At 55.2% G+C, this 22686-nt stretch carries 19 protein-coding genes; 11 read left to right on the forward strand and 8 right to left on the reverse strand.

Annotated elements, in window-relative coordinates; translation table 11 throughout:
- Positions 1 to 128: 128 nt before the first annotated feature.
- Positions 129 to 317 carry a hypothetical protein gene (locus KTT_RS34785; protein WP_126602725.1) on the reverse strand — a complete coding sequence of 63 codons (189 nt, stop codon included), beginning with the start codon at positions 315 to 317 and terminating at the stop codon, positions 129 to 131.
- Between the two features lie 515 nt (positions 318 to 832).
- Between KTT_RS34785 and KTT_RS34790 the strand changes: the two genes are divergently transcribed.
- Positions 833 to 1363: an RNA polymerase sigma factor gene (locus tag KTT_RS34790; protein ID WP_126602727.1), complete on the forward strand. Its 531-nt coding sequence runs from the start codon at positions 833 to 835 to the stop codon at positions 1361 to 1363.
- A gap of 81 nt (positions 1364 to 1444) precedes the next feature.
- Positions 1445 to 2302, forward strand: coding sequence for a QcrA and Rieske domain-containing protein (locus tag KTT_RS34795; protein ID WP_126602730.1), 858 nt, complete (start codon positions 1445 to 1447; stop codon positions 2300 to 2302).
- Positions 2303 to 2386: 84 nt separating this feature from the next.
- On the opposite strand, the gene KTT_RS34800 is transcribed toward KTT_RS34795, so the two are convergent.
- From KTT_RS34800 to KTT_RS34815, 4 genes are all read right to left on the reverse strand, one after another.
- Positions 2387 to 2947, reverse strand: a complete 561-nt coding sequence (locus KTT_RS34800; protein ID WP_126602732.1) for a COG4315 family predicted lipoprotein — start codon at positions 2945 to 2947, stop codon at positions 2387 to 2389.
- Positions 2948 to 3288: 341 nt separating this feature from the next.
- On the reverse strand, positions 3289 to 4545 hold the full coding sequence (locus tag KTT_RS34805) for a WD40/YVTN/BNR-like repeat-containing protein (protein WP_160146361.1): 1257 nt from the start codon (positions 4543 to 4545) through the stop codon (positions 3289 to 3291).
- 382 nt (positions 4546 to 4927) lie between these two features.
- Entirely contained in the window at positions 4928 to 6337 is a 1410-nt protein-coding gene (locus KTT_RS34810; RefSeq protein ID WP_235845955.1) for an MFS transporter, read from the reverse strand.
- Positions 6338 to 6451: 114 nt separating this feature from the next.
- Entirely contained in the window at positions 6452 to 7792 is a 1341-nt protein-coding gene (locus tag KTT_RS34815) for an MFS transporter (protein ID WP_218031080.1), read from the reverse strand.
- 213 nt (positions 7793 to 8005) lie between these two features.
- Between KTT_RS34815 and KTT_RS34820 the strand changes: the two genes are divergently transcribed.
- From KTT_RS34820 to KTT_RS34835, 4 genes are all read left to right on the forward strand, one after another.
- Positions 8006 to 10273 carry a sensor histidine kinase gene (locus KTT_RS34820; RefSeq protein WP_126602736.1) on the forward strand — a complete coding sequence of 756 codons (2268 nt, stop codon included), beginning with the start codon at positions 8006 to 8008 and terminating at the stop codon, positions 10271 to 10273.
- Positions 10274 to 10297: 24 nt separating this feature from the next.
- A complete protein-coding gene (locus KTT_RS34825) occupies positions 10298 to 10990 on the forward strand; it encodes a response regulator transcription factor (RefSeq protein ID WP_126602738.1) in 693 nt (230 codons plus the stop codon).
- A 162-nt stretch (positions 10991 to 11152) separates the two neighbouring features.
- The gene (locus KTT_RS34830; protein WP_126602740.1) at positions 11153 to 13156 is read left to right on the forward strand and encodes an acetoacetate--CoA ligase; all 2004 of its coding nucleotides are present in this window, start codon (positions 11153 to 11155) and stop codon (positions 13154 to 13156) included.
- A 248-nt stretch (positions 13157 to 13404) separates the two neighbouring features.
- Positions 13405 to 15051 (forward strand): extracellular catalytic domain type 1 short-chain-length polyhydroxyalkanoate depolymerase, encoded by a 1647-nt coding sequence (locus KTT_RS34835; protein ID WP_126602743.1) that lies wholly within the window; start codon positions 13405 to 13407, stop codon positions 15049 to 15051.
- A 139-nt stretch (positions 15052 to 15190) separates the two neighbouring features.
- Here the strand turns inward: KTT_RS34835 and KTT_RS34840 are convergent, their stop codons facing one another.
- The 3 genes from KTT_RS34840 to KTT_RS34850 all read right to left on the reverse strand — a co-directional run bounded on the left by KTT_RS34840 (position 15191) and on the right by KTT_RS34850 (position 17924).
- A complete protein-coding gene (locus tag KTT_RS34840) occupies positions 15191 to 15418 on the reverse strand; it encodes a DNA-directed RNA polymerase subunit alpha C-terminal domain-containing protein (protein ID WP_126602745.1) in 228 nt (75 codons plus the stop codon).
- 217 nt (positions 15419 to 15635) lie between these two features.
- Entirely contained in the window at positions 15636 to 16499 is an 864-nt protein-coding gene (locus KTT_RS34845; RefSeq protein WP_126602747.1) for an alpha/beta fold hydrolase, read from the reverse strand.
- Positions 16500 to 16694: 195 nt separating this feature from the next.
- Positions 16695 to 17924 carry an ABC transporter substrate-binding protein gene (locus KTT_RS34850; protein WP_126602749.1) on the reverse strand — a complete coding sequence of 410 codons (1230 nt, stop codon included), beginning with the start codon at positions 17922 to 17924 and terminating at the stop codon, positions 16695 to 16697.
- Between the two features lie 217 nt (positions 17925 to 18141).
- Here KTT_RS34850 and KTT_RS34855 point away from each other — a divergent pair, with 217 nt between their 5' ends.
- The 5 genes from KTT_RS34855 to KTT_RS34875 all read left to right on the forward strand — a co-directional run bounded on the left by KTT_RS34855 (position 18142) and on the right by KTT_RS34875 (position 22684).
- Entirely contained in the window at positions 18142 to 19059 is a 918-nt protein-coding gene (locus tag KTT_RS34855) for a branched-chain amino acid ABC transporter permease (RefSeq protein ID WP_126602751.1), read from the forward strand.
- Positions 19060 to 19078: 19 nt separating this feature from the next.
- On the forward strand, positions 19079 to 20167 hold the full coding sequence (locus KTT_RS34860) for a branched-chain amino acid ABC transporter permease (protein WP_126602753.1): 1089 nt from the start codon (positions 19079 to 19081) through the stop codon (positions 20165 to 20167).
- The gene (locus KTT_RS34865) at positions 20160 to 20999 is read left to right on the forward strand and encodes an ABC transporter ATP-binding protein (RefSeq protein WP_160146362.1); all 840 of its coding nucleotides are present in this window, start codon (positions 20160 to 20162) and stop codon (positions 20997 to 20999) included. The genes KTT_RS34860 and KTT_RS34865 overlap by 8 nt, the downstream gene beginning before the upstream one ends.
- On the forward strand, positions 20986 to 21693 hold the full coding sequence (locus KTT_RS34870; RefSeq protein ID WP_126602758.1) for an ABC transporter ATP-binding protein: 708 nt from the start codon (positions 20986 to 20988) through the stop codon (positions 21691 to 21693). Before KTT_RS34865 ends, KTT_RS34870 begins: the two co-directional genes overlap by 14 nt.
- A 220-nt stretch (positions 21694 to 21913) precedes the next feature.
- Positions 21914 to 22684, forward strand: coding sequence for a 3-hydroxybutyrate dehydrogenase (locus tag KTT_RS34875; protein WP_126602760.1), 771 nt, complete (start codon positions 21914 to 21916; stop codon positions 22682 to 22684).
- Positions 22685 to 22686 lie beyond the last annotated feature (2 nt).

Consider the following 22686-nt stretch of genomic DNA (forward strand, 5'->3'; position numbering starts at 1 on the left):
TTAGTCAAACTATATTTGCCTTGAGCTTTTGAAAAAATAGGAGGGCCGTGTCTGTGGGATCAAAAGCGGGGGTGAGGTGCAGAAACACATACTACGTGTTTCTGCACCTCACCCCCGCTTTATCGTTATTAGTTGGATTCTTGATGGCCTGTGGAATGGGGTGTCTGTAATAAAACGACATCACCACGGAGCATCATGCGGGTGGGATAGAGTTCTCCGGACACTGACAGGCGATCATAGTTGACAAGGAGCATCTGCTCCTGGGCCGTAGTGCTGATTTCAACCTGTCCTTGCGCCTGTTGTAGACTGAGCGCCATACTTTCCCAACCATGGTTAGAGAGTGACAGACTATGCGTGTCAGAAATAGGAAGGACAAGCGGTTCTGCAGCGTTTTCAGGCTCCGAACGCAGGAGGATAGTTGAATCATTCAATTGCGCACGTAACGTTGAGGCCGCAATCTGAACCACATTTGGTGGAGGTATTAATGTGAACTGTACAAAGTCTTGAGCAGACGGCACTGAAGAAGAGGATGAGGTGCACAACATAGGAAGACCGCTTTCTTTTACTAATGAGTTGTTTGTATGAGACCCTAACCGTAGTATATATCTCTTACCAACGACCTCTGCCATTATGCTTACACCATTATCAACAATGCTGGGCAGTATTTCTATTCCCTTTTTACAAATCGCCTTAATTGTAGAGGTTATATGGAAGGAAAGTGGGAACTCGGAATAGTGTATGCCTGTGTTGAAAGCGTAACCTGGCAACGTATGTTTAATATAGAAGTATCTAAATTATTTTATATTAAAAAGGAAATAGTCGGAGAGGCAGTGTGAATACATCGAGCGATTCACATGGGCAAGCACAAGAGGCGTTTCAAACCTTTTACCAGGAGCATCTTGGGGTGATCTACCGCTACGTTTACAGTAAGGTGGGTAATCGGGAAGAAGCGGAAGATCTGTGTGCGCAAATATTTATGAAAGCTGCCCACAGCATGAAAGCAGAACGGGGCCAGCAGAGCATGCAGAAATGGCTCTTCCAGGTAGCGCGCACGACCATTGCGGACTACTGGCGCAACTACTATCGCGCGTCGACCAGCTCGTTGGAGGCATTGCTAGATGAGGGCTGGGAGGGTCCTGCCGAGCCAGCTCTGGCGGAGATAAATGAATCACCTGTAGAAAAAGCTCATGCGCTTTTACGCTTGCTGCCAGAGAACTACCGCGAAGTGCTTATGTGCCGCTTCCTGCTCAATCTTTCAGTCAGAGAAACGGCACAGAAACTGGGTCTGACAGAAGCAAATGTGAAGGTGCTGCAGTTTCGCGCACTCAAGCGGGCGGCGGAACTTAATGTTACTGTTTTTTGAAGCATATGGCATTGTGCCATATAATGCATTCAATCAAATTGTCAGCATTTAACCTACATACCTACGTAATGGAGAGCAATCATGGCGGGCGATGATCAGGAAAGATTTGAAGATTACCTGGAGCTGGAGCGCTATATAGAGCGATTGCAGTCTGGCCAGGTGGCGCATCCTCCAGCTGAATTAACTCCTGAGCAGGCGCGCATTTATCAGATGGCGGCGTTTTTCCGAGCGGCCACGCCGGAAAACGTTGAGCCGCAGCCAGAATTTGTCGAGCACCTGAAGCAGCAATTGCTGGAGCTCAATACTGAAGAGATACCAGCTCCTGCTAGCAATTTACACCCTGATGAAAAGAACGCCAGACCCGTTGGCGTGTCGCGAGATGATGACAGGAAGAAGGTGCACTGGAGGCCGGTACGCTTCGTGTCACGACGCCGTCTGCTGATGGGTGGCGCGATCGCTGCTGCTTCGCTGGTAGTGGGTGGTGGTGTGGAACACGTGATAGAGCAGCAGAGCGCAGCCAAAAAAGCGGACCAGACGCTCTCTATCCCCCCATATCCCGCCACCCGGCTTGAGATCGAGTCTGGTATCCCTATCACCTGGCACTTCGTGGTGCGGCTAGCTGATTTAGGCCAGTCTGCGGTTCGCTTTATCACGCCTACCCTTACAGGCTATGTGCTGCGCAATCCTCAGGGATCCAAAAACAGTGCCGATCCCAACGCCAGTATTACCGCTCTCTCCGCCGCCTGTACGCATATGGGCTGTATTGTGCAGTGGAAAGATGCCGATCGCAGCTTCCATTGTCCATGCCATAGCGCCGTCTTCACAGAAACTGGCATCCACCAGAACCTCAACTACAGGTATGGATTGCCGCCTCTCCCCTTGCTGCAGACCAAAGTTGAAGATGGCAATGTCTATGTGATGGTGCCCCAGGCGCATTAGCATGTACTTTATGTTGATTGAAGTCACGAGGTCACCTGGTCGCTGTGCGACCAGGTGACCTCGTGACTTCAATCAACATATTTTTTAATAACCATTTTTGCTGGAAGGGGTTTGAGGAGCACTCTGTGCCTTTAGCGTGGATGTGGCCACAAACCATTTGCCGCCGATTCCTTCGCCATTGGTCTGTCCGGCTGCGCTATCTCCCGCATATGTATAGAGGGGATGACCGTTGTAGGCGATCTGTTTTTTGCTGGATGTGTCCAGCAGGCTAAATGTTCCCTGGAGCGAGGATACATGAGGAACCACGCCCGTGCCATCAAAGAAAGCTGGAGGCCAGGTTGAAGCGCAGCTATCGGTGCAGGCGGAGGTTGTGGCTGTATCAGGGGTGAAGTAATACAGGGTCATGCCCTGCGCGTTGGTCAGAATAACTTGTGAAGAACCATTGACAGTAGCTTTCGTTGTCTTGATGACCTCACCTGAAGTTTGTGAAGACGATGACGAGGTCGGTGTCGCAGTGGGTTTGCTGCTGGCCTGCGCATTATTGGAGCTGGTTGTGGAGTATGAGTTGCCCGAGCTTGAGTTGCCGCATGATGCCAGCAATAGAGCGAAGACCACCAGTGGAAGTAGGAGAATGCGTTTAGACATTGGTCACTGTTTCCTCTCTTTTGAGGGGCCGGCTATTCATTCCAGAAGATGAACAGCTTACAGCTGTATTCAGCGGCGTTCCCCGATGTTGTGTTACAGCAGGCCCTGCGAATTGATTATCTCTACAGGGATGTACGTGCTGAGGTTACAGTGGCATCTTTTATGACTCCGGAAACTCAACCTGAGCCACTTGGATCTCCCGGCTGATGGGAATGTACCGCTTTGTTGCTCACGCCCTCAGGATGAAATAGTAATTGATCTCTGACCTTATAACCAGAGGGGGGATGAAGCGTTTCAGGCTTCATCCCCCCTCTGGTTATTCAATGCGCGATGCAAGGATGTTATTGAATGGTGTACTGTACCTGCTGCCAGGTCTGCCCTCCATCAGTGGTGTGGTAGAGTGATTGGCTAGAGACACCCCAGCCGGTGCTGGTGTCGGTAAAGCTTAAGGCCAGCAGGTTGTAGGCGGCATTGGATGCGACGTTCCAGTGGTCGCCACCGTCAGTGGTGCGATAAAGTTTGCCGGTTTGGGTATCGGTTGCCCAGGCATGGTTTGCATCCAGGACGTAGGTGTTGCTGGCCGCGATGTGAGCCACGCTTGTCTGTACCCAGTGCTGACCGCCATCACTTGAACGATAGAGGACCAGCAGGTTAGGATTATCCTGAGCGCTGACGTTGACCGGCATGACAACGGTATTGCCAAAGAAGACTGGTGGCTGCGAGTTATTGTTGATCGTGTCATAGCCGCCCAGAAGGTGCGGTAGAGACAGCATCTGCCAGGTTCTTCCTCCGTTCTGCGTGAGGGCGATCGAAGGAACCGAATTATCACCACCCGCGCCCAGATTGCCGGTCGCGATCCCGGTCTGTGAGTCTTTCAACGAGATGCCGGTGACATAGCCCAGGCTGAGTCCGCTGGAGTCGGCATTACTGGAGAGCTGCGTCCAGGTCTGGCCGCCATCTGTTGAATGCCAGATGTCTGATCCGGCATGACCGGCGCCAGGCGTGCTGGAAGCCTCAAGCCATCCCTCCTGCGCATTCAAAAAGTGAGGCATATCGATGATCGACACCCGTGGGTCGTTGATCTTTGAGCTCTGCCAGTTAGTGCCACCCGTGCTGGTGCGCAGGATAGTGATGCCCGCGCCCTCCTGCATATTGGCTGGAGGAATGGCGATCCATGCGTACTGACCATTCATGAAGGTAGCTTTGGCGTCCTTGTTGAGGCCCGCATTAGCTGGTGTTACATCTTTCCAATGGGCACCACCATCAGATGTTCTCAGAATAGAGCTGGCGGTCAGCGCCCAGCCGTTCTGTGTGTCAAGCATGCGGATTGCTGTCAGAGGCACGGTTGGTTTGTTGTTGCCTCCGCTGTTGGATCCTGTAGAGCTTGAATCTACTGTTGTTGTGCTGGACGAGGTCGGAGTTGCGTTCCCCTGTGCCGTCGCGGTTAGTGTCGTTCCTGCCGATGGCGTTGATGCTGATGAGCCCGCATTGCTACAGGCGGATAGCAGCAAGACCAGTGCCAGAGACAGGAATAGTGGTAGCGCTGTTACTTTGAATGCTCGTCCTCTATTTAACTTCACCATAGAGTATTTAATCATCTCTCTCTTCTTCCTATATTTCGCATGTCGCATTATAAGAATAATACCTTGCCTGGTAGTACCCTCTAAGGATACTTCCCAGAATACTCACACCCGGTTAGTATGTACAATAAAAGTGAAGATGCATCATCCTTTACAGATAGAATGATGCATCTTCACGTGTAATAATTGCTCTTATAATGTGGAACAGTTCACAGTGTGATGTAATCCACAATGTAGACACGCTGAGGATGGGCCGGAAAGTTACAACACTCGGTATAATGGGAGCGATATACAACTTTCCGGCAAACCAGGTTTATAGCTTGACTGTGGAATGTCAAAAAAGAGCCCTGCTCTATGTGCGAGATAGAGCAGAGCTATGGGTACAGGGGAGGTGACGAGATTAATCTTCGGCGGCCAGAATCAGCATGTCAGAAGAGATCTTGTCTTCTTCGACGCTGGAGATATCGGCATGCGTCAGTTCTTTGAGGCCGAGCACCGACGCGAATGAGATCACCGCCAGGATAACCATGTAGATCGAGACGGCCTGCCAGGAGCCGGAGCCGATGTTGAGGACGACACCATTGAGTCCCAGGGCCGACAGATTGGTTTTGCCGTTGAGCAGCAGTAGCGCGATAATCGGGGCCAGGCCACCGGCCAGCGGGGCGGCCAGTTGATAGCCAAGTGAGGCGCCACTGTAGCGCGAGCGCGTGCTGAAGCGTTCGGCGATCATCGCGGCCTGTGGACCATAGACCCAGGAATGGAAGATGGCCAGCGACAGAACAACTGCGACTACAAAGAGTGCTGTTGAGCCGCTATTCATTAATAAGAAGTATGGGAAGGCGAAGGCCGCCATCAGTATGCAGCCGATCAAGTACCAGCGACGGCGTCCAATGCGGTCCGAGAGCGCGCCAAAGATGGGAATGGTGATCATCTCCAGCACGGCGGCGACCACGATACTATTGAGGATCATCGTTTTGTTGAGGAGCAGCTTATCTACCCCATAGGTGACCACGAACGTGGCGAAGAGATAGAATGGCGCCTGTTCAACGAAGCGTGAACCCGCGCTGAGCAAGATCTCAGGCGTGCTATGGCGGAACGCGTGCGCCAGAGGCGCCTCAGCCTCGCGCTTTTGCTCTTTGACCCTCGCGAAGAGCGGGGTCTCCATGACGCGCAGGCGAATGTAGAGGCCGATCAGGATAAGTAGAGCGCTGACAAAGAAGGGGATGCGCCAGCCCCAGGACAGAAAGCTCGCGTTGCCCATCGCTGACTGGACGATATCCACCACGATCGTCGAGAGGGCCAATCCCAGTGGAGCGCCAAGCTGTGGCCAGCTGGCCCAGTAGCCGCGTCTGCTCTTATGCCCGTATTCCATCGCCAGCAGGACCGAGCCGCCCCATTCTCCGCCGACTCCCAGTCCCTGGCAGAGGCGCATCAGAGTAACCAGCAGGGCCGCGAACACACTGAGGGTGGCGTAGCCGGGCAGGATGCCGATGATAAAAGTGGAGACGCCCATCAGCAGCAGGGTAGCTACCAGCGTCGATTTACGCCCGATGCGGTCTCCCAGGTGTCCAAATAGAGCGCCACCAAAGGGGCGAGCGATAAAACCAACCAGAAAGGTTAACAATGAGAGCAGGGTACCGACAACGTGATCGGAGGCAGGAAAAAAGAGTTTTGGAAATACTAATGCGGCCATCGTGCCATAGAGGAAAAAATCATACCATTCGATGGCTGTGCCCACCGTACTGGAGATAATGACCGTACGCATCTGTTGTGGGGTTGGTTCATCCATCGATGCTATATTCGTGCTCATAATAGTCCTCCTTTGGATTACACTTCAGGTTGAAAAGGCCATATTCCTGAGATCAGAAGGTGCATCTTCGTTGATGCACCTGGCACTATGTCGTATGAACTGCACCTCCTTTCGCTATGCCGGATCTTCAACCGCTGCCCGGCCTGTATAATCCTTCAGATAGAGCGCTGCCAGCAGCGAGATCAGGGCCATCACGATCACATACAGGGCGATGAGTACCCAGACCGGGTAGTTCGCGTTGAAGGGCTGTACCCGGCCGAGGAGATACGTCGCGATGATCGGGGCGGGTCCGCCAGCGATGATCGACGCGAGCTGATAGCCAAGGGTTGCACCCGTATAGCGAAATTGCGTTGGAAAGCGTTCCGCGATCAAGGCCGCCTGGGGTCCATAGAGGCAGGCATGGCAGCCTCCCAGCGAGAACGCGATCGCCAGCATGATCAACACGGGATTGCCGGTATTAAAAAATAAAAAGTAAGGGAAGGCCCAGGCGCACATCAGCAGCGCCCCATATATGGTAACCTGTCGCCGCCCAAAGCGATCCGAGAGCGCGCCTGTGATGGGAATGGTAACGCAGGCCACCAACGAGGCCAGGATCAGACCTCGATAGAGCAACGCTGCTTCCCAATGTAGCGTCGCGACGCCATACGAGAGCATAAAGGTCGTAAAAATATAGAATGGTGCCTGCTCTCCCGAACGCACCAGCGCGGAAAGCAGGATTTCTCGCCAGTAGCCGCGCCATATCTGGCGCACGATACTTTGTGACCGCTGCCGTTCCTGAACGCGTAAAAAAGCGGTTGTTTCAGGGATGCGTAGTCGGATATAGAGTCCTACCAGCAGCAACATTGTGCTCAAGAGAAACGGCATGCGCCAGCCCACGCTTTGAAATGCCTCCCCAGGATAGAGATTTTTAAAGAGCAGCAGCGAAGCGACAGACAGTCCCAGACCTACAAAGGCGCCCGTCTGCGGCCAGCTAGTCAAGAAGCCCCGCCGTTGCGGATTGCCAAACTCCATCGTCAGCAGGACCGAGCCACCCCATTCGCCGCCGACCCCCACGCCCTGTAAAAAACGCAGCAGCGCCAGCAGCAGCGGGGCCAGTATTCCGATTGTCTTATAGCCTGGGAGCACCCCGATTAACATCGTCGCGATGCCGATCAGGAGCAGCGTAGTGGCCAGCGTCGGCTTACGTCCAACCCGGTCGCCAAAGCGACCAAAGAAGACGCTGCCCAGCGGTCGCGCTACGAAGCCCACGAAATTGGTCGTAAACGAAGCGATCACGCCCACATAGGAATTGAAACCCGGAAAGAACACGGCGGGAAATACCGTCATGGACAGAAAACCATAATAGAAAAAATCCAACCACTCGATCGCGGAGCCGATCGTGCTGGCCGCGATGATTGGCGCCATCGACTCATCTCTGGTGGTATCCTCGGCGGTATCGAAACGCAGAGTTGTCATTGAACCTCCCTGTTTTACGTACTGCCTTTAGGATATCGCAAGGTTTACGGGTAAGTATACGGGCGGCGAGTAACAAAGCCGTAAACGGAAGATAGGTTGGCGTAAACAAAAATATAAATATTTTTGGAGGTGGGGAAGCAAAGAGTTGAATTGCTCGTCATATTGACGCATACTATAACCACTGAGGCACAGTTTCTTGAGCGAGGCCGAACCATGCTGAAAATACTGGAACGCAAAATTACCCTGCAGTTACTCGTCTTCTATGGCCTGTTTGTGATTCCGCTGGTGCTGGGCGGAGCCGAGCTCTATTTTTTTCAATACGATGCCCTGCAGCAGAGCGCGCAGCAATCGGACCTGAGTCTGGCTCAGGCGCTAGCTCAGGATGTTGAGACCTATGTGCAGGGAACGGTGAAGGAAGTGAAGGAGCAGGCTCTGAGTCCTGCCGCGTCCCAGCTCAACCTCACGCAACTCGCCGCCCAATTCAGCATTTCTACCCGCGTCCACTCCGAGATTGGCCAGTATCGCGTCTATAACGCGAGGGGCAAGTTATTGCTCACCTATCCACAGTTCAGTTCCAGTCAGCCTCCAGATGTCAGTATCGCCTCATATGCGCGGCAGCTGCATGATTCCCAGCAGGGCTATCTGCTCATAGAACGCAGCGATCAGCTGACCCATAGCTATAGCGTGGCGCTGGCGACTCCCATTCTCAATAACCAGCATCAGTTGGTTGGCATGATCATGCTGACCCTGCAGCAGCAACAGTTAGATCCCCATCTGCGATCCGTGCAGGAGCAGGTGCACAACAGCGGTGAGATGCGCATCTGGATCATGGATAAGCAGGGCATCTCCATCGTCAACGCGCCAGGGACGTCCGCCAGTGTCCCTTTGGTGCAGAGCATTCCTGGTCTGGGTAATGCCCTGCATGGTAAGCCGGGCAACGTCATTGCCAGGGAAGAGGGGCGCGACTGGCTCTATAGCTATGTGCCGATTCGCGAAACCGATTGGACGGTCGCGGTCGGCCGACCGGTTGATGAGACATTTGCTACCGTCGTCAGCTTTCAGCATAGTTTGATTCTGGCCTTGATCATGCTGCTGGTTGGCGCCAGCGTCTTCTGGTTTGTCATGCACGGCTGGGTGGTGGCCCCCATCTCCAGACTGGCCCAGGCCGCGGCCCTGATCAAGCCTGACCAGGCCAGGAAGGTAACCGATCACCGCTTGCTGGTGCGCGAGAAGAGTCGCAAAGATGAGATCGGGCGGCTGATGAACGCCTTCTCCGAGATGGAAGAGGAGATCCATACGCTGTTTCGCAAAAGCGACGAGCAGAGCTATACGCGTCTACAAACGCTGGATGCCCTGCTCGGGAGCATGGACGAGGGGGTGCTGCTGGAAGATCCTACCGGAGAGGTCGTCTACGCCAATCAGCGCTTCACGCAGTTTGTTGGTATGTCGACCCCCGGCATTGACGAGGACGCCTTTCAGCGCCAGCATCTGACTGAGCGTATGGAGGCTCTGATAGAGAAGCCAGAGGTATATCGAGAAGCATTGCGCCATGCCGATGGCGGCAGTGGTCCTCAGACGATAGAGTTTCAGGTGCATGGCTACTATAATCAACTCGGCCAACTCGTTCCCTCGCGGCGCCACATCCGCATGCGCCTGTTCCAGGTACGCGATAAGGCGGGCCAGGTCATCGGGCACGGCAAGCTCATGCGTGATGTTACCCGACAGAACGAGGCCGAGCGCGTCAAGCAGAATCTCCTGGCAATCGTCTCGCACGAATTGCGCACACCATTGACCTCCATCAAAGGCTATGCCACCAGCCTGTTGGAGACCGACGTCGAGGTGGATGAAGCCACGCAACGCGACTTCTTGCTTCGTATAGTCGAAGAGGAGGACCGCATGGCTGAGTTAGTGACCAGCCTGCTGGAGATGTCACAACTGGAGGCTGGCACCCTTAAGCTTTCACCCAGTCTGTGCCGGCTGGATATCTTGTTCAACAGGGTCATCGAAAGCGACGAGAACAGGCAGCTGCAGATACGGCTCTCGCTGCCTGAAGAAGTGCCGGTCGTCTATATCGATCAGCGCCGTATAGAGATGGTCCTGCGCAACCTTCTGGAGAACGCCAGGCGCTATGCGGGCGCGCACGCCGAGATAATTATTGCCGTGCGCTACACGCAGGAAACAGGGGAGAGCGGGATCTGTGTGAGCCTGGAGGATAATGGCCCTGGCTTGCCAGCCGATCTGACCGAGCGTATTTTTGAAAGCTTCTACCAGGTTGATAGTGGGCGCGAGCGCAGCAGCAGCGGCGTTGGACTGGGGCTGGCCATCTGCCGTGGGTTTGTGGAGGCCCATGGGGGCCGCATCTGGGCCGAGAACCGTACCGATGGCGCGACTGGCGCCATCTTCCATATCTGGTTGCCAGCGCGTCTGCTCCATCAGCCCAATGCGCCGTCGCGACCCTTCAAGCTGGAAGAGGTTTTTTAGCACACAAAGAAAGAGTGTCGATGTATGCCACAGGAAAAGCACATCCTCGTCGTCGATGACGAGCCGGGCATCCAGGATTTTGTGCAGCGCAACCTGGAGCTACGATCCTTCAAAGTCTCGCTGGCTGCTAATGGGCTAGAGGCCCTGGCCCTGTTTGAGAAGCATAATTTCGCGCTGGTCATTCTGGATATCATGATGCCGCGCATGGATGGTCTGGAAGTCTGCCGCCGCATCCGCCAGAGCAGCACCGTCCCGATCATTATCCTGACCGCTTTGGGAGAGGATGCTGATAAGATCGCGGCCCTTGAACAGGGTGCTGACGACTATCTGACCAAGCCCTTCAGTATCGGTGAACTGATGGCGCGCATTAAGGCGGTCCTGCGGCGCAACCACTGGGCCGACCATCCTATCTCAATGGGGACGCGCCGCTTCGGCAATCTGGAGATCGACTTTGAGCAGCGGCGGGCATGGAAAGATAGCACGCTGGTCAAGCTGTCGCCAACCGAATTTGATCTGCTGCAGGAACTGGCCCTGCATCCCGGCAAGATTTTTACCCACGAGGCCCTGCTCAGGCGTGTCTGGGGTGCCGAGTATCGCAGCGAGTCTGAATATCTGCGCGTCTACATTGGTCGCCTGCGCCGTAAGCTTGAAGCGAATCCCTCACAGCCCGCCCACATCCTTACTGAGCCCGGTATTGGCTACTATATGGTCGGCTAAACTTTTCTGGAAATTTTAAAGATACATATAAATTTTTGCCTGCGCGATCCGCTATAGCTTGACAATGCGCCTCAAAATATGATACATGACTCATGCGTCATATTTTGAGGCTATGGGGCAATGATACTCAACATTTGAACCATGAAGGAGACATGAAGCGCAATGGAATATTTTTCCGAGGAGAACACAGTACTGTGGGAAGCGTCGGAGAAGGTAAAGCAGCGAGCCAATCTTACCGATTATATGTACTGGCTGAAGCATGAAAAAGGTCTGCAGATGGAGACGCCTGAGCAACTGTGGCGGTGGTCGGTCGACAGGCTGGAAGATTTCTGGGACTCTATCTGGCAGTACATGCGGATACAGGCATCCGAGCCCTATACGCAGGTTCTTATGACGCATTGGATGCCCGGGGCTGAATGGTTTGTCGGGGCTCGCCTGAACTACGCGGAACAGGTATTTCGGCATGCCACCGCGGATAGGCCAGCCCTGCTGGTACGTTCCGAGTCACAGTCCCTGCGCGAGGTTTCCTGGCAGCAGCTGCAGCGACAGGTTGGCTCGGTCGCCAATGGGCTCAAGGCTCTAGGCGTTGGCGTGGGAGATCGCGTCGTCGCCTATGTGCCCAATAGTGCCGAGGCGGTGATCGCGTTTCTGGCCTGCGCCAGCATTGGGGCGACCTGGTCCAGCTGCGCTCCCGATTTTGGCATCAAAAGCGTGGTGGATCGTTTTCAGCAGATCGAGCCATGCGTGCTGTTTGCCATCGATGGCTATCGCTACAGCGGCAAGGAGCTGGACCGGCGTGCGACGGTGGCGGAGCTGCGCCAGGCGCTGCCAACGCTGCGCAAAACCATCATTATCCCTTCCGTCTATGCCGCGCCCCAGGCGGATAGCGATCCCGCTACACTGCTCTGGGATGAGCTCCTGGCTTATGATGACACGTTGACCTATGCTCAGGTAGCCTTTAACCATCCACTCTGGGTGCTTTATTCTTCGGGAACGACGGGGCTTCCAAAGGCGATTGTTCAGAGTCAGGGCGGAATCCTGCTGGAGCATATCAAGTTTCTGCATCTGCACATGGATCTGAAGCCGGAAGATCGCTTCTTCTGGTTTACCACTACCGGTTGGATGATGTGGAACCTGCTGGTTGGGGGTCTACTGGTTGGCTGTACGATCGTGCTTTACGATGGCAGTCCAAACTATCCTGATATTGGCGCCTTATGGGAGCTGGTGCAGGAGGCCGGCATCACCATCTTTGGAACCAGTGCGGGTTACCTGACCGCCTGTATGAAGGCCGGGATCACGCCCGCCCAGACCTATCAACTGACGCGCTTGCGCGCCCTGGGCTCGACCGGATCGCCACTGCCGCCAGAAGGCTTTAGCTGGGTGTATCAGGCGGTCAAGCAGGATCTCTGGCTGACCTCGATCAGCGGTGGTACCGATGTCTGTTCGGCCTTTGTTGGTGGCTCTATCCTGCTCCCCGTTTATGCGGGTGAGATCCAGACCAGGGCGCTGGGTGCTAAAGTAGAGGCATTTGATGAACAGGGACGCTCGGTGGTGAATGAAGTTGGAGAACTGGTCATTCGTGAGCCGCTACCCTCGATGCCCATCTATTTCTGGAACGATCCACAGGGGCAACGTCTCTATGATAGCTACTTTGCCACCTATCCCGGCACCTGGCGCCACGGCGACTGGATACAGTTGACCGATCGAGGGAGCGTGATCATCTCCGGCCGCTCGGATTCGACCATCAACCGCAAAGGTATTAGGATGGGCAGCAGCGAGATTTATCGTACGGTGGAAGATCTACCCGAGGTGGTTGATAGCCTGGTGATTGGCGTCGAGTTGCCCGGCGGTGCGTACTACATGCCGCTGTTTGTCGTTCTAAAAGACGCGCAGCCACTCAGCGAAGAGCTGATCAAGAAGATCAAAACGCGCCTGCGTTCTACGATCTCACCCCACTACGTTCCCGACACCGTGATAGCGGTTCAGGAGATTCCGCGCACCCTGAGCGGTAAGAAGCTGGAGGTACCGGTCAAGAAGCTATTTCTGGGCCAGTCTCCGGAGAAGGTCGCGAGCCGCGATACCCTGAGCAATCCATCCGCCCTCGACGAGTTTATCGCTATCGCGACCCAATTTCGCAGTACCCTGGGAGCAACTGTAGGTAACTGACATCCTGCCATTATCCACAATCGCTCCCTTGACAACATGCCCATTTATCTGATATATGAATCATGTGTCATGTCCTTGTAATGTGGCAACTGTATATCCTGCCTGTTTAATCTATCCCAGAAAGTATTTTGCTGATCTCCTGTAGCCTAGCCCTGTATTTGCTCACCGTTGAGCGGCGTTTATAGCTATCCGCACGCCGAGTCGGCGGATAGCTACCTCATAACACATGGATGTGAGAGGGGGCTTTCATGTCGAAATTACTTCGCAGCCTTACAGCGCTGGTCGCGCTGGTCCTGATGTCCGCACTGATGTTTACCGTTCCGTTTATGCAGAGGGCGCACGCCAGCAGCGGCACCTTTACCCAGTATACTTACAATGGCTCCGCTGGCAGTCGTCCCTATTATGTTTACACCCCCGCTAATTACCAGGTTGGTACGGCCGTTCCCATGATCGTCATGTTGCATGGATGTACGCAAAACCCAACCGATTTTGCCAATGGTACGCAGATGAACGCGCTGGCGGACCAGAAGCAGTTTATCGTCGTCTACCCTCAGCAGACCAGCACCTATAACTCGTCCTCGTGCTGGAACTGGTTTCAGACCGCCGACCAGGCGCGTGGCAGTGGCGAGCCAGCCATCATCGCCGGGATCGCCCAGACGGTGGAGCAGACCACCTCACAGTGGACGATCGACAGCAATCGTGTCTACGTGGCGGGTATGTCCGCTGGCGCTGCCATGTCGGTGATCATGGGTGCCACCTATCCTGATATCTTTGCCGCTATTGGGGTGCATTCCGGGCTGGAATACCAGGCGGCGACCTCGCTGACTTCGGCTACCACCGCGCAGTCGCAGGGAGGTCCCAGTCCGACACAGCAGGGGCAGGCTGCCTATAACGCCATGGGCAGCGCCGCCCGCGTCGTGCCCACCATCGACTTCCAGGGGCAGAGCGATTATACCGTCTATCCGGTCAACGGCGACCAGGTTATCCAGCAGTGGATGCAGACCGACCACCTGGCTTCCAACAGTACATATAATGCCAGCTTTAGCAGTCCCTCAACCAACACCAACGGCCAGGTTTCCGGCGGCTACTCCTACACCGTACAGACCTGGAACAACAATAGCGGCAGCGAGATCGAGGAGTACTGGAAGATCAACAGCATGGGTCACGCCTGGTCCGGTGGCAGCACCAGCGGCTCCTATACCGATCCCAAGGGTCCCAGCGCCACCAATGCCATGTACACCTTCTTCATGAACCACCCCAAAAATGGCCAGAGTCCGACGCCGACGCCAACCAGCACGCCGACCACGACGCCAACGCCAACCAATACACCAACCCCGACGCCTGCGCCGACCCATAGTATCACTCTCTCCTCGCTGGCGGCCGAGGATGGCTATATCTATCCCAACGATGGCGTCCCGATGGGCTCGCTAGCCTACCTGCAGGCCGGTTCAACCTCGCTCAACCAGGCTGAGGTCAGCATTGTCTCGTTTGACACCAGCAAGATACCAGCTGGCTCAACCATCGTTAGTGCCACGCTGACCCTGTACCGCTACGATCCCTACTACTATCAAGGGGACCTGGACTCAATCAGTGCGGATATCTCGCCGCTCGGTGGCTTTAACGGGAATAATGCTCTGGAGCAGGCCGATTACAACGCCAGTGCTGGACAGGCCAACGTTGGCTACTTCAATGCTGTGCCCACGCAGACCAATCAGGCGACCAGCGATAGCATCGCCTCCAGTGCCTTCCCGTACATCAATCTGAATGGGCATACCCAGTTCCGTGTCCATTTCCAGAAGGCCACCAACAATACCTATCAGATGGATGTGATGGACTTCTACAGCGGTGACTCCGCTGGTTCCTACGTGCCCGTGTTGACGGTTCAATATCGCTAACGGGCAGATCCCTTGCGGATGCTTTTGCTCCTGTCTCTTGTAAGGCAAGCAAGCACCGCAAGGGGAGCATAGCACGGTTTGCTCCACGTGCCACTATGAGTGATTGGCGGCTCAGCGAACGTAGACCACATGCGATTGCCTATTCAGAAGCTGGTTTCATCTCTATTGAATCGTGCAGGCCGGCATCCACGAGCGCCTGGTGAAGCTTTTTTTGACCGTTTGGTCCAAAGCCATGCAACGATGCCAGTTCTCTTGCGCTGACTCCGGCTACCTCCTGGAGTGTATGATAGCCAGCCCCGTGTAGCGCACGTACGGCGGGCGCGGAAAGGCCTATATCTGTTATTGGTGTAGAAGCAGTATATTCCATTAGCTTATTTCCTTTTCACTGTAGCCGGTTGCAGGAGGAGATCGGCCACCTTTGTGAGATCCGCTTCTTCTCATTTTCTGGTCATCATAGCATGGAAAAAAGGAAAAACTTCTTCAATCTTGCGCAAAAAAAGATACAGCATGCTTTGTGAGATATGGTGCATTCACGCCATATTTCACAAAGCATGCGTCGCACGCGCGATATTGTGCAGGAGCCCTCAGGCGATAAAGGAGCATATGGCCTCTATCGGTCCCGGCTCTATGTTGAACAGCAGGGTATAGTGGTTGAGCGTGGGAAAGTCTACGATCTGGCTGTTTTTGATTGATTGGTGCATAGTAGTTGCAACCGCCTCTGAGAGAATCTGATCCCCGGGAGACAACAATTGTTGTCCAGCACGTAGAATCAAAGTGGGTACCTGTATCCTGCCCCATTGCTCTTCGGCTCTGGCCTCGTCATAGTTTAATCCCTCCTCCAAGATACCTTCCCGATAGCTACGGGAGATTACCGACCCATCATTCTGTCGCTCTACATCGTGCTCGAAGTAGACATCTATATACTCATTCCAATAGGGTCCAAGGAAAGGCGCCGCCTTCAGGCGCTGAATATATTCTTGATACGATGGAACCGCTGTTCCCAGGCGGTTGATGGCTGCGGTCAACCAGGCTGGCTGATCCTCGACGCTGTTCCAGGGGAGAGGGGCTCCCCCATCGGCCAGGATCAACCGGCTGAGTTGCGTCGGGTAGTGGGCCGCGAAAAAGAGGGAGACCAGCGCGCCGAGTGAGTGTCCAAGGACGATGGGCTGTTCGAGCTTCAACGCGCTGATGAGTGCAGATAGATCAGCGGCGTGGATGGGTACGCTATAGCCATGCTCTGGCCGATCGCTTTTACCGCGTCCGCGCAGATCGTAGGCAAAGACGCGATGGTCGCGCGCCAGATCTTCAGCGATGGCCTGAAAGAAGAAGGCGTTGGCCGTCAGGCCATGGGCACAGATGATGGCGGGTCCCTGTTCACCCCACTGGACATAATGGTGCGTAAGCCTGCTGGTAGTCACAAAGGTATCGCTGACAGGTTGTGTAGGCATAGATTTGACCCCTTAGAAAAATAACAAGGCTGGAGGATAAGAGGCTCTTGTGGTACCGCCTGCGGTGGCACCACAAGAGAATGAAGGTCAGGGGAGACCCCTGGACCCCCACAGGGGCTCGCCGCCCCTGTGAACCCCGCAGAGGCTGCTTTTCGGATTTTCAAAAGTGCGGGCTGGTTCATAGTGAGACGTTTGCTATGGCCAGACCTGTGAAGCTTTGATAAAGTCGCTGACTGGCGTGAGCTGGGAGTTCTTGATCTGCAGGAACATGAAATCGCTAACGCCGCCGTGCTGGTCGGGCGTCCAGGTCAGACTGGGGCCAAAGCCAGTATCGTAGTTATTGAAATCGTGATCCAATGCGTTACGCAGGCTATCGCGGGTCAGATTCTTGCCCGCTTTACTCAGCGCATCTGAGAAGATTTTGGAATTGATATAGCCATAGAACTTGTAGGCGCTAAACACCGGGTCAGATGCGGTGGCTTTGAGATACTCCTGACCGACTGGCGATGTCGTGCTGGTATAGCCGCTGACGTACGTACCTTCTCCGGCGGATCCCAGGACCTTGGCCCAGGAGTTATCGGCCATAGGATAGTTGGCCAGATAGCCCTGGGATGGATGATAGCCCTGGCTGGCTGCTGTGGCGATGAATTTCGCCGTGGGACCGGGTAGCCCATTGAGAACGATGATGTCAGGATGTTTGCTCTTTAAGGTCTGGACCGCGGCTGTAAAGTCGGTCTGGGCCGCGTTATATCCCACTGAAGCGACCAACTGGGCACCACTTTTTTGCAGCTCTTCGTCCAGGGTGGTTTTCTGCTGCAGGCCCAGCACATCATCTTCATAGAGCAGGCCAACCGTTTTCGCGTGCTGCTTATTGGTCAGATAATAACCAATGACATGACCTTCATCCCCATAATTGGGCTGTGTCATCCAGACCCAGGGCAGCGCTTTTCCCTGGGCATCCTTGAACTTTGAGCCGCCACCAATGGGATCAACCATCGGGATACCTTTGGGATTGGTGTAGGTCTCGGCGACATTGGCATTGCCCGAGCCACAGACCTGGAACAGCGCGAAGGCGTTGTCCTGCTCGAACAACTGGCGTACCGCACCCTTGGTTTTGGTCGAGTCACCATCATCGCTTACCTGCACCAGTTTTACCTTACGACCGTTGATGCCGCCGGCCGAGTTGATCTTGTTGAAATAGAGCTGGTCGCCAGCCAGAATAGGCGCGCAGATCACCTTCAGCGGACCCGTCGTATCCAGCACCGCGCCGATGGTAATCGTGTCATTGCTGACACCGGGTACATTGGCCGCCGACGTGTTTGACGCCCCATTGCTTCCACATGCCGCCAGTGTAAGCAAGGCCGCCGCAGCTATCAGCAGCGCCGCATAGCGTTTCCCGATGCGCAATCGTGCAAAAAGATCCATGCCGTCTTTGCTCCCTTTGTTAACACCACACCTGTGTGGTCAGGAATATGATACATGAGTCATGTTTCACATATAACCGATATGTATCTGAAATGTCAAGGGGGAGAAAGAACATCTCTTGACAGCAGGGTTATCTTCATGGCATGATACATAAGACATGACTCACCTGTCATGTTTGCGCTAATGAATGGATGTATAGCCGACGGGGGCAAATGCAATGGTCGCATTTTTGCAAGTCGTCATAGCGGGACTGGTAACGGGCAGTCTATACGGGCTATTAACGCTGGGGATCGTTTTGATCTATCGCACCACGGGGGTGCTGAACTTCGCTTATGGGGCCATCGCTGCCCTGTGTGCCTGTTTAATGTATATTTTGGTGACGGGTCTACGGCTTAATTTCTGGTTGGCGCTGTGCCTGACCCTGATATTTGCGCCGCTGCTCGGAATTGTATTGGAGCGTGGTTTCGCTCGTCCCGTCCTGCATGCACCTGTATTTACCAAAGCCATTGCTACGTTGGCGCTGGCACTGGTGTTGGAGACAGTCACGCAGGCCATCTGGCCACAACTGGCCGAGGTGCAGCATTTCTCAACCCCATTTGAAGGCCACGCTCTTCACCTGGGAGGGCTCTATATTTCAGCGATCGACCTGGTAATCCTGGTCGTTACCACCGCCTTGATGCTGGCCTTGAACCTCTTTCTGATGCACACGCGTCTGGGCATCGCCATGCGTGCCATGGCCGATAGTATCCCGGCGACGCGCCTGATGGGCGCCTCCGTTGGCCGCATCTTCATGCTGATCTGGGCCCTGAGCGCGCTGCTGGCAGCGGTCTGCGGTATTCTACTGGCGGGTCAGAGCAACCAGATCGATGTGCAGTTTATGGATCCTATCCTGCTGCCGGCGTTTATCGGAGCCGTGCTGGGTGGGCTAGATAGCCTGCCGGGTGCGCTCATTGGTGGCATTCTCGTTGGATTGGTCAGTAATCTGCTGGCCTACTTTCTGGCCGGGCATACACTTGGATCACTGGATATCAGCAATCCGGCGATGCGCGATACATTAATCTTTGCCGGTTTTGTGATCGTATTGCTGGTCAGGCCACAGGGATTGCGTGGTCGCGCGCTCCTGCGGCGTGTATAGCAAAGGAGTGCAAAAAGCTATGGCACAGAAGCCAGCCATGGATCAGGAGATAGCTATACAGCCAGAGTCACGCAAGACGGCCGCTTCAAGCTTAGCCTTTTTACGTCGTCCACGCTGGCTGGTCAGCATCGCTGGTATCCTCTTACTCATTGTACTGCCGATGATCTATGACCAGGTCTTTGGGTTCAGCTCCGGTTTCCAGTTGCATCATGTCTCGCTGATCGGCATCTTTATCCTGGCGGCGCTGGCGCAGAACATCCTGACTGGCTACGCGGCCCAGCCCTCACTGGGTAATGCCGCCTTCTTTGGTGTCAGCGCGTATATCCTGACCTGGCTGTGCAGTGATCTTGGACAGCCCTACCTGGTGGGTATTCTGGTGGCGGTGCTCGTTTCAGCCGTACTCGGCATCGTCGTTGGCAGCCCGGCCCTGCGCATCTCGGGGGCGCACCTGGCGGTCGCCACGCTGGGACTGGTGACGACCGTTGGCGCGCTGCTGAATTTCTGGGATACCACGGCGGGTCGCCAGAACTACGATCTGAGCAACCTGCCAGATTTCTTGAACGATGATCATATGCTTTACTATGTTATTTTCGCCATCGTCGCTATCCTGCTCTTTCTGAGCTATCACCTGCTGCGTTCGCGGGTCGGACGAGCCTGGGTGGCGATTCGCGACAACGAGACGGCGGCTGAAGCCTTTGGCATTAACCTGACGAGCTATAAGCTGCAGGCCTTTGTGATCAGCGCGGCCATGACCGGGCTGGCCGGAGCCCTGTACGCCACCTGGGCCACCACCGCCTCATCAAGCATGTCCAGCGCCGACCAGACCATCGCCTTCCTGGCCATGATCGTTGTCGGTGGGCTCGGCTCGCTGGTTGGTTCCGTGCTGGGTGCCATCTTTGTTGGCTTTCTGCCGCTACTGCTGGGCCAGTTGCCAAGTCCCATGAGCATCGGTTCGTTTCAGCTGCAGATTTCGACCCTGTATACAGGGATTTATGGGCTGCTGTTGCTGCTCGTCCTGATCTTCTTTCCCAGTGGATTGAGCAGTCTGGGTTCACGCGCCGGTGGCTGGCTGCAAAGAGGGCAGAAAGGTGAAGATGCCAATGACTGAAGCCGTGCTGGCAAATCCATTGCTGGAGATCCAGAACCTGACCGTGCGCTTTGGCGGCCTGACCGCCATTAATGAGCTGAACCTGCAGATTCATGAGGGCGAGATCTTTGCCCTGGTGGGTCCCAATGGAGCTGGCAAGACCACGGTCCTTAACTGTATCAGTGGACTGATTAAGCCTGTGGCCGGCAGTATTCGGTTCGCGGATCAAGAGCTGTTGAGTTTGGCTGCCCACAGAAGAGCCTCGCTCGGCATCGGGCGCACCTTTCAACAGCTGCAGCTGTTCGGCAGCATGACTGTGCTGGATAATCTGCTGACCGCGCAGCACACGCGCTTGCGCGCGGGCATCCTCTCCGGCATCTTGCCCTTTGGACCCGGCAAGCGCGAGGATGCTCGTGCACGCCAGCATGCTCTGGAGACCCTGAAGCTGCTGGGACTGGAGAGCTATGCCAGGCGTCCGGCGGGCTCGTTACCCTTTGGAACGCAGAAGCTGATCGGCGTGGCGCGTGCCCTGGTACTGCATCCGCGCCTGGTTTTGCTTGACGAGCCGGCGGCGGGTGTACCTCCCCAGGATGTGCAGGAACTGGCCGCCCGATTGCGTTACTGGCAAAAAGAGGTGGGCACGACGCTGCTCCTAATCGAGCACAATATGCGGCTCGTGCAGGCGGTATCTGACCGCGTCTGTGTGCTGGATTACGGCAAGAAGCTGGCTGAAGGTGATCCAGCCACCGTGTTGAGTGATCCCGCTGTTTTGGAGGCGTACCTGGGGCGCGCGGCCAGCAAAAAGGTGCAGCAGGAACAGCTCTCACAGGGAGGCTCCCATGTTGAAGGTTGAACAACTGCACGCAGGCTATGGCTCGCTGGAAGTGCTGCATGGCATCTCATTCGAGGTCGCGCAAGGATCCATCGTCGCTATCTTAGGCTCCAATGGAGCTGGCAAGACTACCCTGATGCGCGCGCTCAGTGGATTGATCCCTATCAAATCTGGTCGCGTCGAATTCGAGGATCGGCCATTGGGAAGACTCTCAGCGGAAAAACGACTGCGTGAAGGGCTGGCCCTGGTACCGGAGGGGCGCGACCTGTTTGGCTCCCTCACCGTACGAGAGAACCTGGTCATGGGGGCCTACACGCGCCGCTCACGTTTCGAGATGGAACAGGATATCGAGCGCATCCTGGATCTCTTTCCGCGCTTGAAGGAGCGTCTGCATGCCCACGCGGCCAGCCTGAGCGGGGGCGAAGGCCAGATGCTGGCGATCGGGCGCGCCCTGATGTCTCATCCACGTCTGCTCCTGCTCGACGAGCCATCACAGGGCCTCGCCCCGATCATCGTCGAGACCGTCTTTGATGTTATTGAGCAGTTGAATAAGGCGGAAGGGCTGACCATCGTCCTGGTAGAGCAGAACGCCCATCAGGCTTTGGAGGTGGCTCATGATGCCTATATCTTACAGGGTGGCAGCATTGTACTTAATGGTGAGGCGGCAACCCTGACGGCCAATTCATCCGTACAAGAACTATACATGGGTGGATGAGCATATTTATATTGATGGACTTATTAAATAAAGCAAGGTAAAGCGGGGAGGTGCAGGAGGGGCGGCAAGCCCCTCCTGCCGGGGTTTGGGGTGTCCCCATAAAACTCTTTTCCCTTTCCCCGCCGCAGCCGGGGATACAAAGGGTATGTTATACCCGATTCAAAGAAAATAGATCATAAATCTATTTCTTTACTGTCAACGAGAAGGAGTCTTTGTTGCTATGACTAGCTTGAGTGGAAAAGTAGCTATTGTTACCGGGGCGGCTTCCGGCATTGGCCTGGCCATCGCCCAGGATCTGGCTGCCCAGGGCGTAAAGGTTACGCTGTCAGATGTGGACGTCGAGCGCGGCAAGGCGGCCGCCAGCGAGCTCGCGGGTGCGCGCTTCCAGGCCGCCGACATGTCCTCAGCGCAAGATGTACAAGCGCTGGTCGAGTCCACGCGCCAGGCCGAGGGACCGGTAGATATCCTGGTCAATAACGCCGGCATTCAGCATGTGGCGCCGATTGTGGAGTTCCCCGAAGAGAAGTGGCGCCAGATCATCGAGATCATGCTGACCGCGCCTTTCCTGTTGACGCAGGCGGTCCTGCCCGATATGTACGAACGCAAGTGGGGACGCATCATCAATATCGCCTCGGTCCATGCCGTGCGCGCCTCCGCCTTCAAGTCCGCCTATGTGACGGCCAAGCATGGTCTGCTTGGCCTGACACGTGTCACCGCGCTGGAGGCTGCCGAATACGGTGTCACCTGCAACGCTATCTGTCCCTCCTATGTACGCACACCGTTGGTCGAGAAGCAGATCGCTTCCCAGGCCAAAGTCCACAATATTCCGGAAAGCGAAGTGGTCGAGAAGGTCATGGTCACCGAAGGCGCTATCAAGCGTCTGCTGGAGCCAGCCGAAGTCGCCCATCTGGCCACTTTTCTGTGCAGCGATGCCGCCAGCGCCATCACCGGAAGCGCGCAGATGATCGACTGCGGCTGGACCGCTCACTAGGA

The sequence above is a fragment of the Dictyobacter aurantiacus genome (assembly GCF_003967515.1).
GTDB classification, from domain to species: Bacteria; Chloroflexota; Ktedonobacteria; order Ktedonobacterales; family Ktedonobacteraceae; genus Dictyobacter; species Dictyobacter aurantiacus.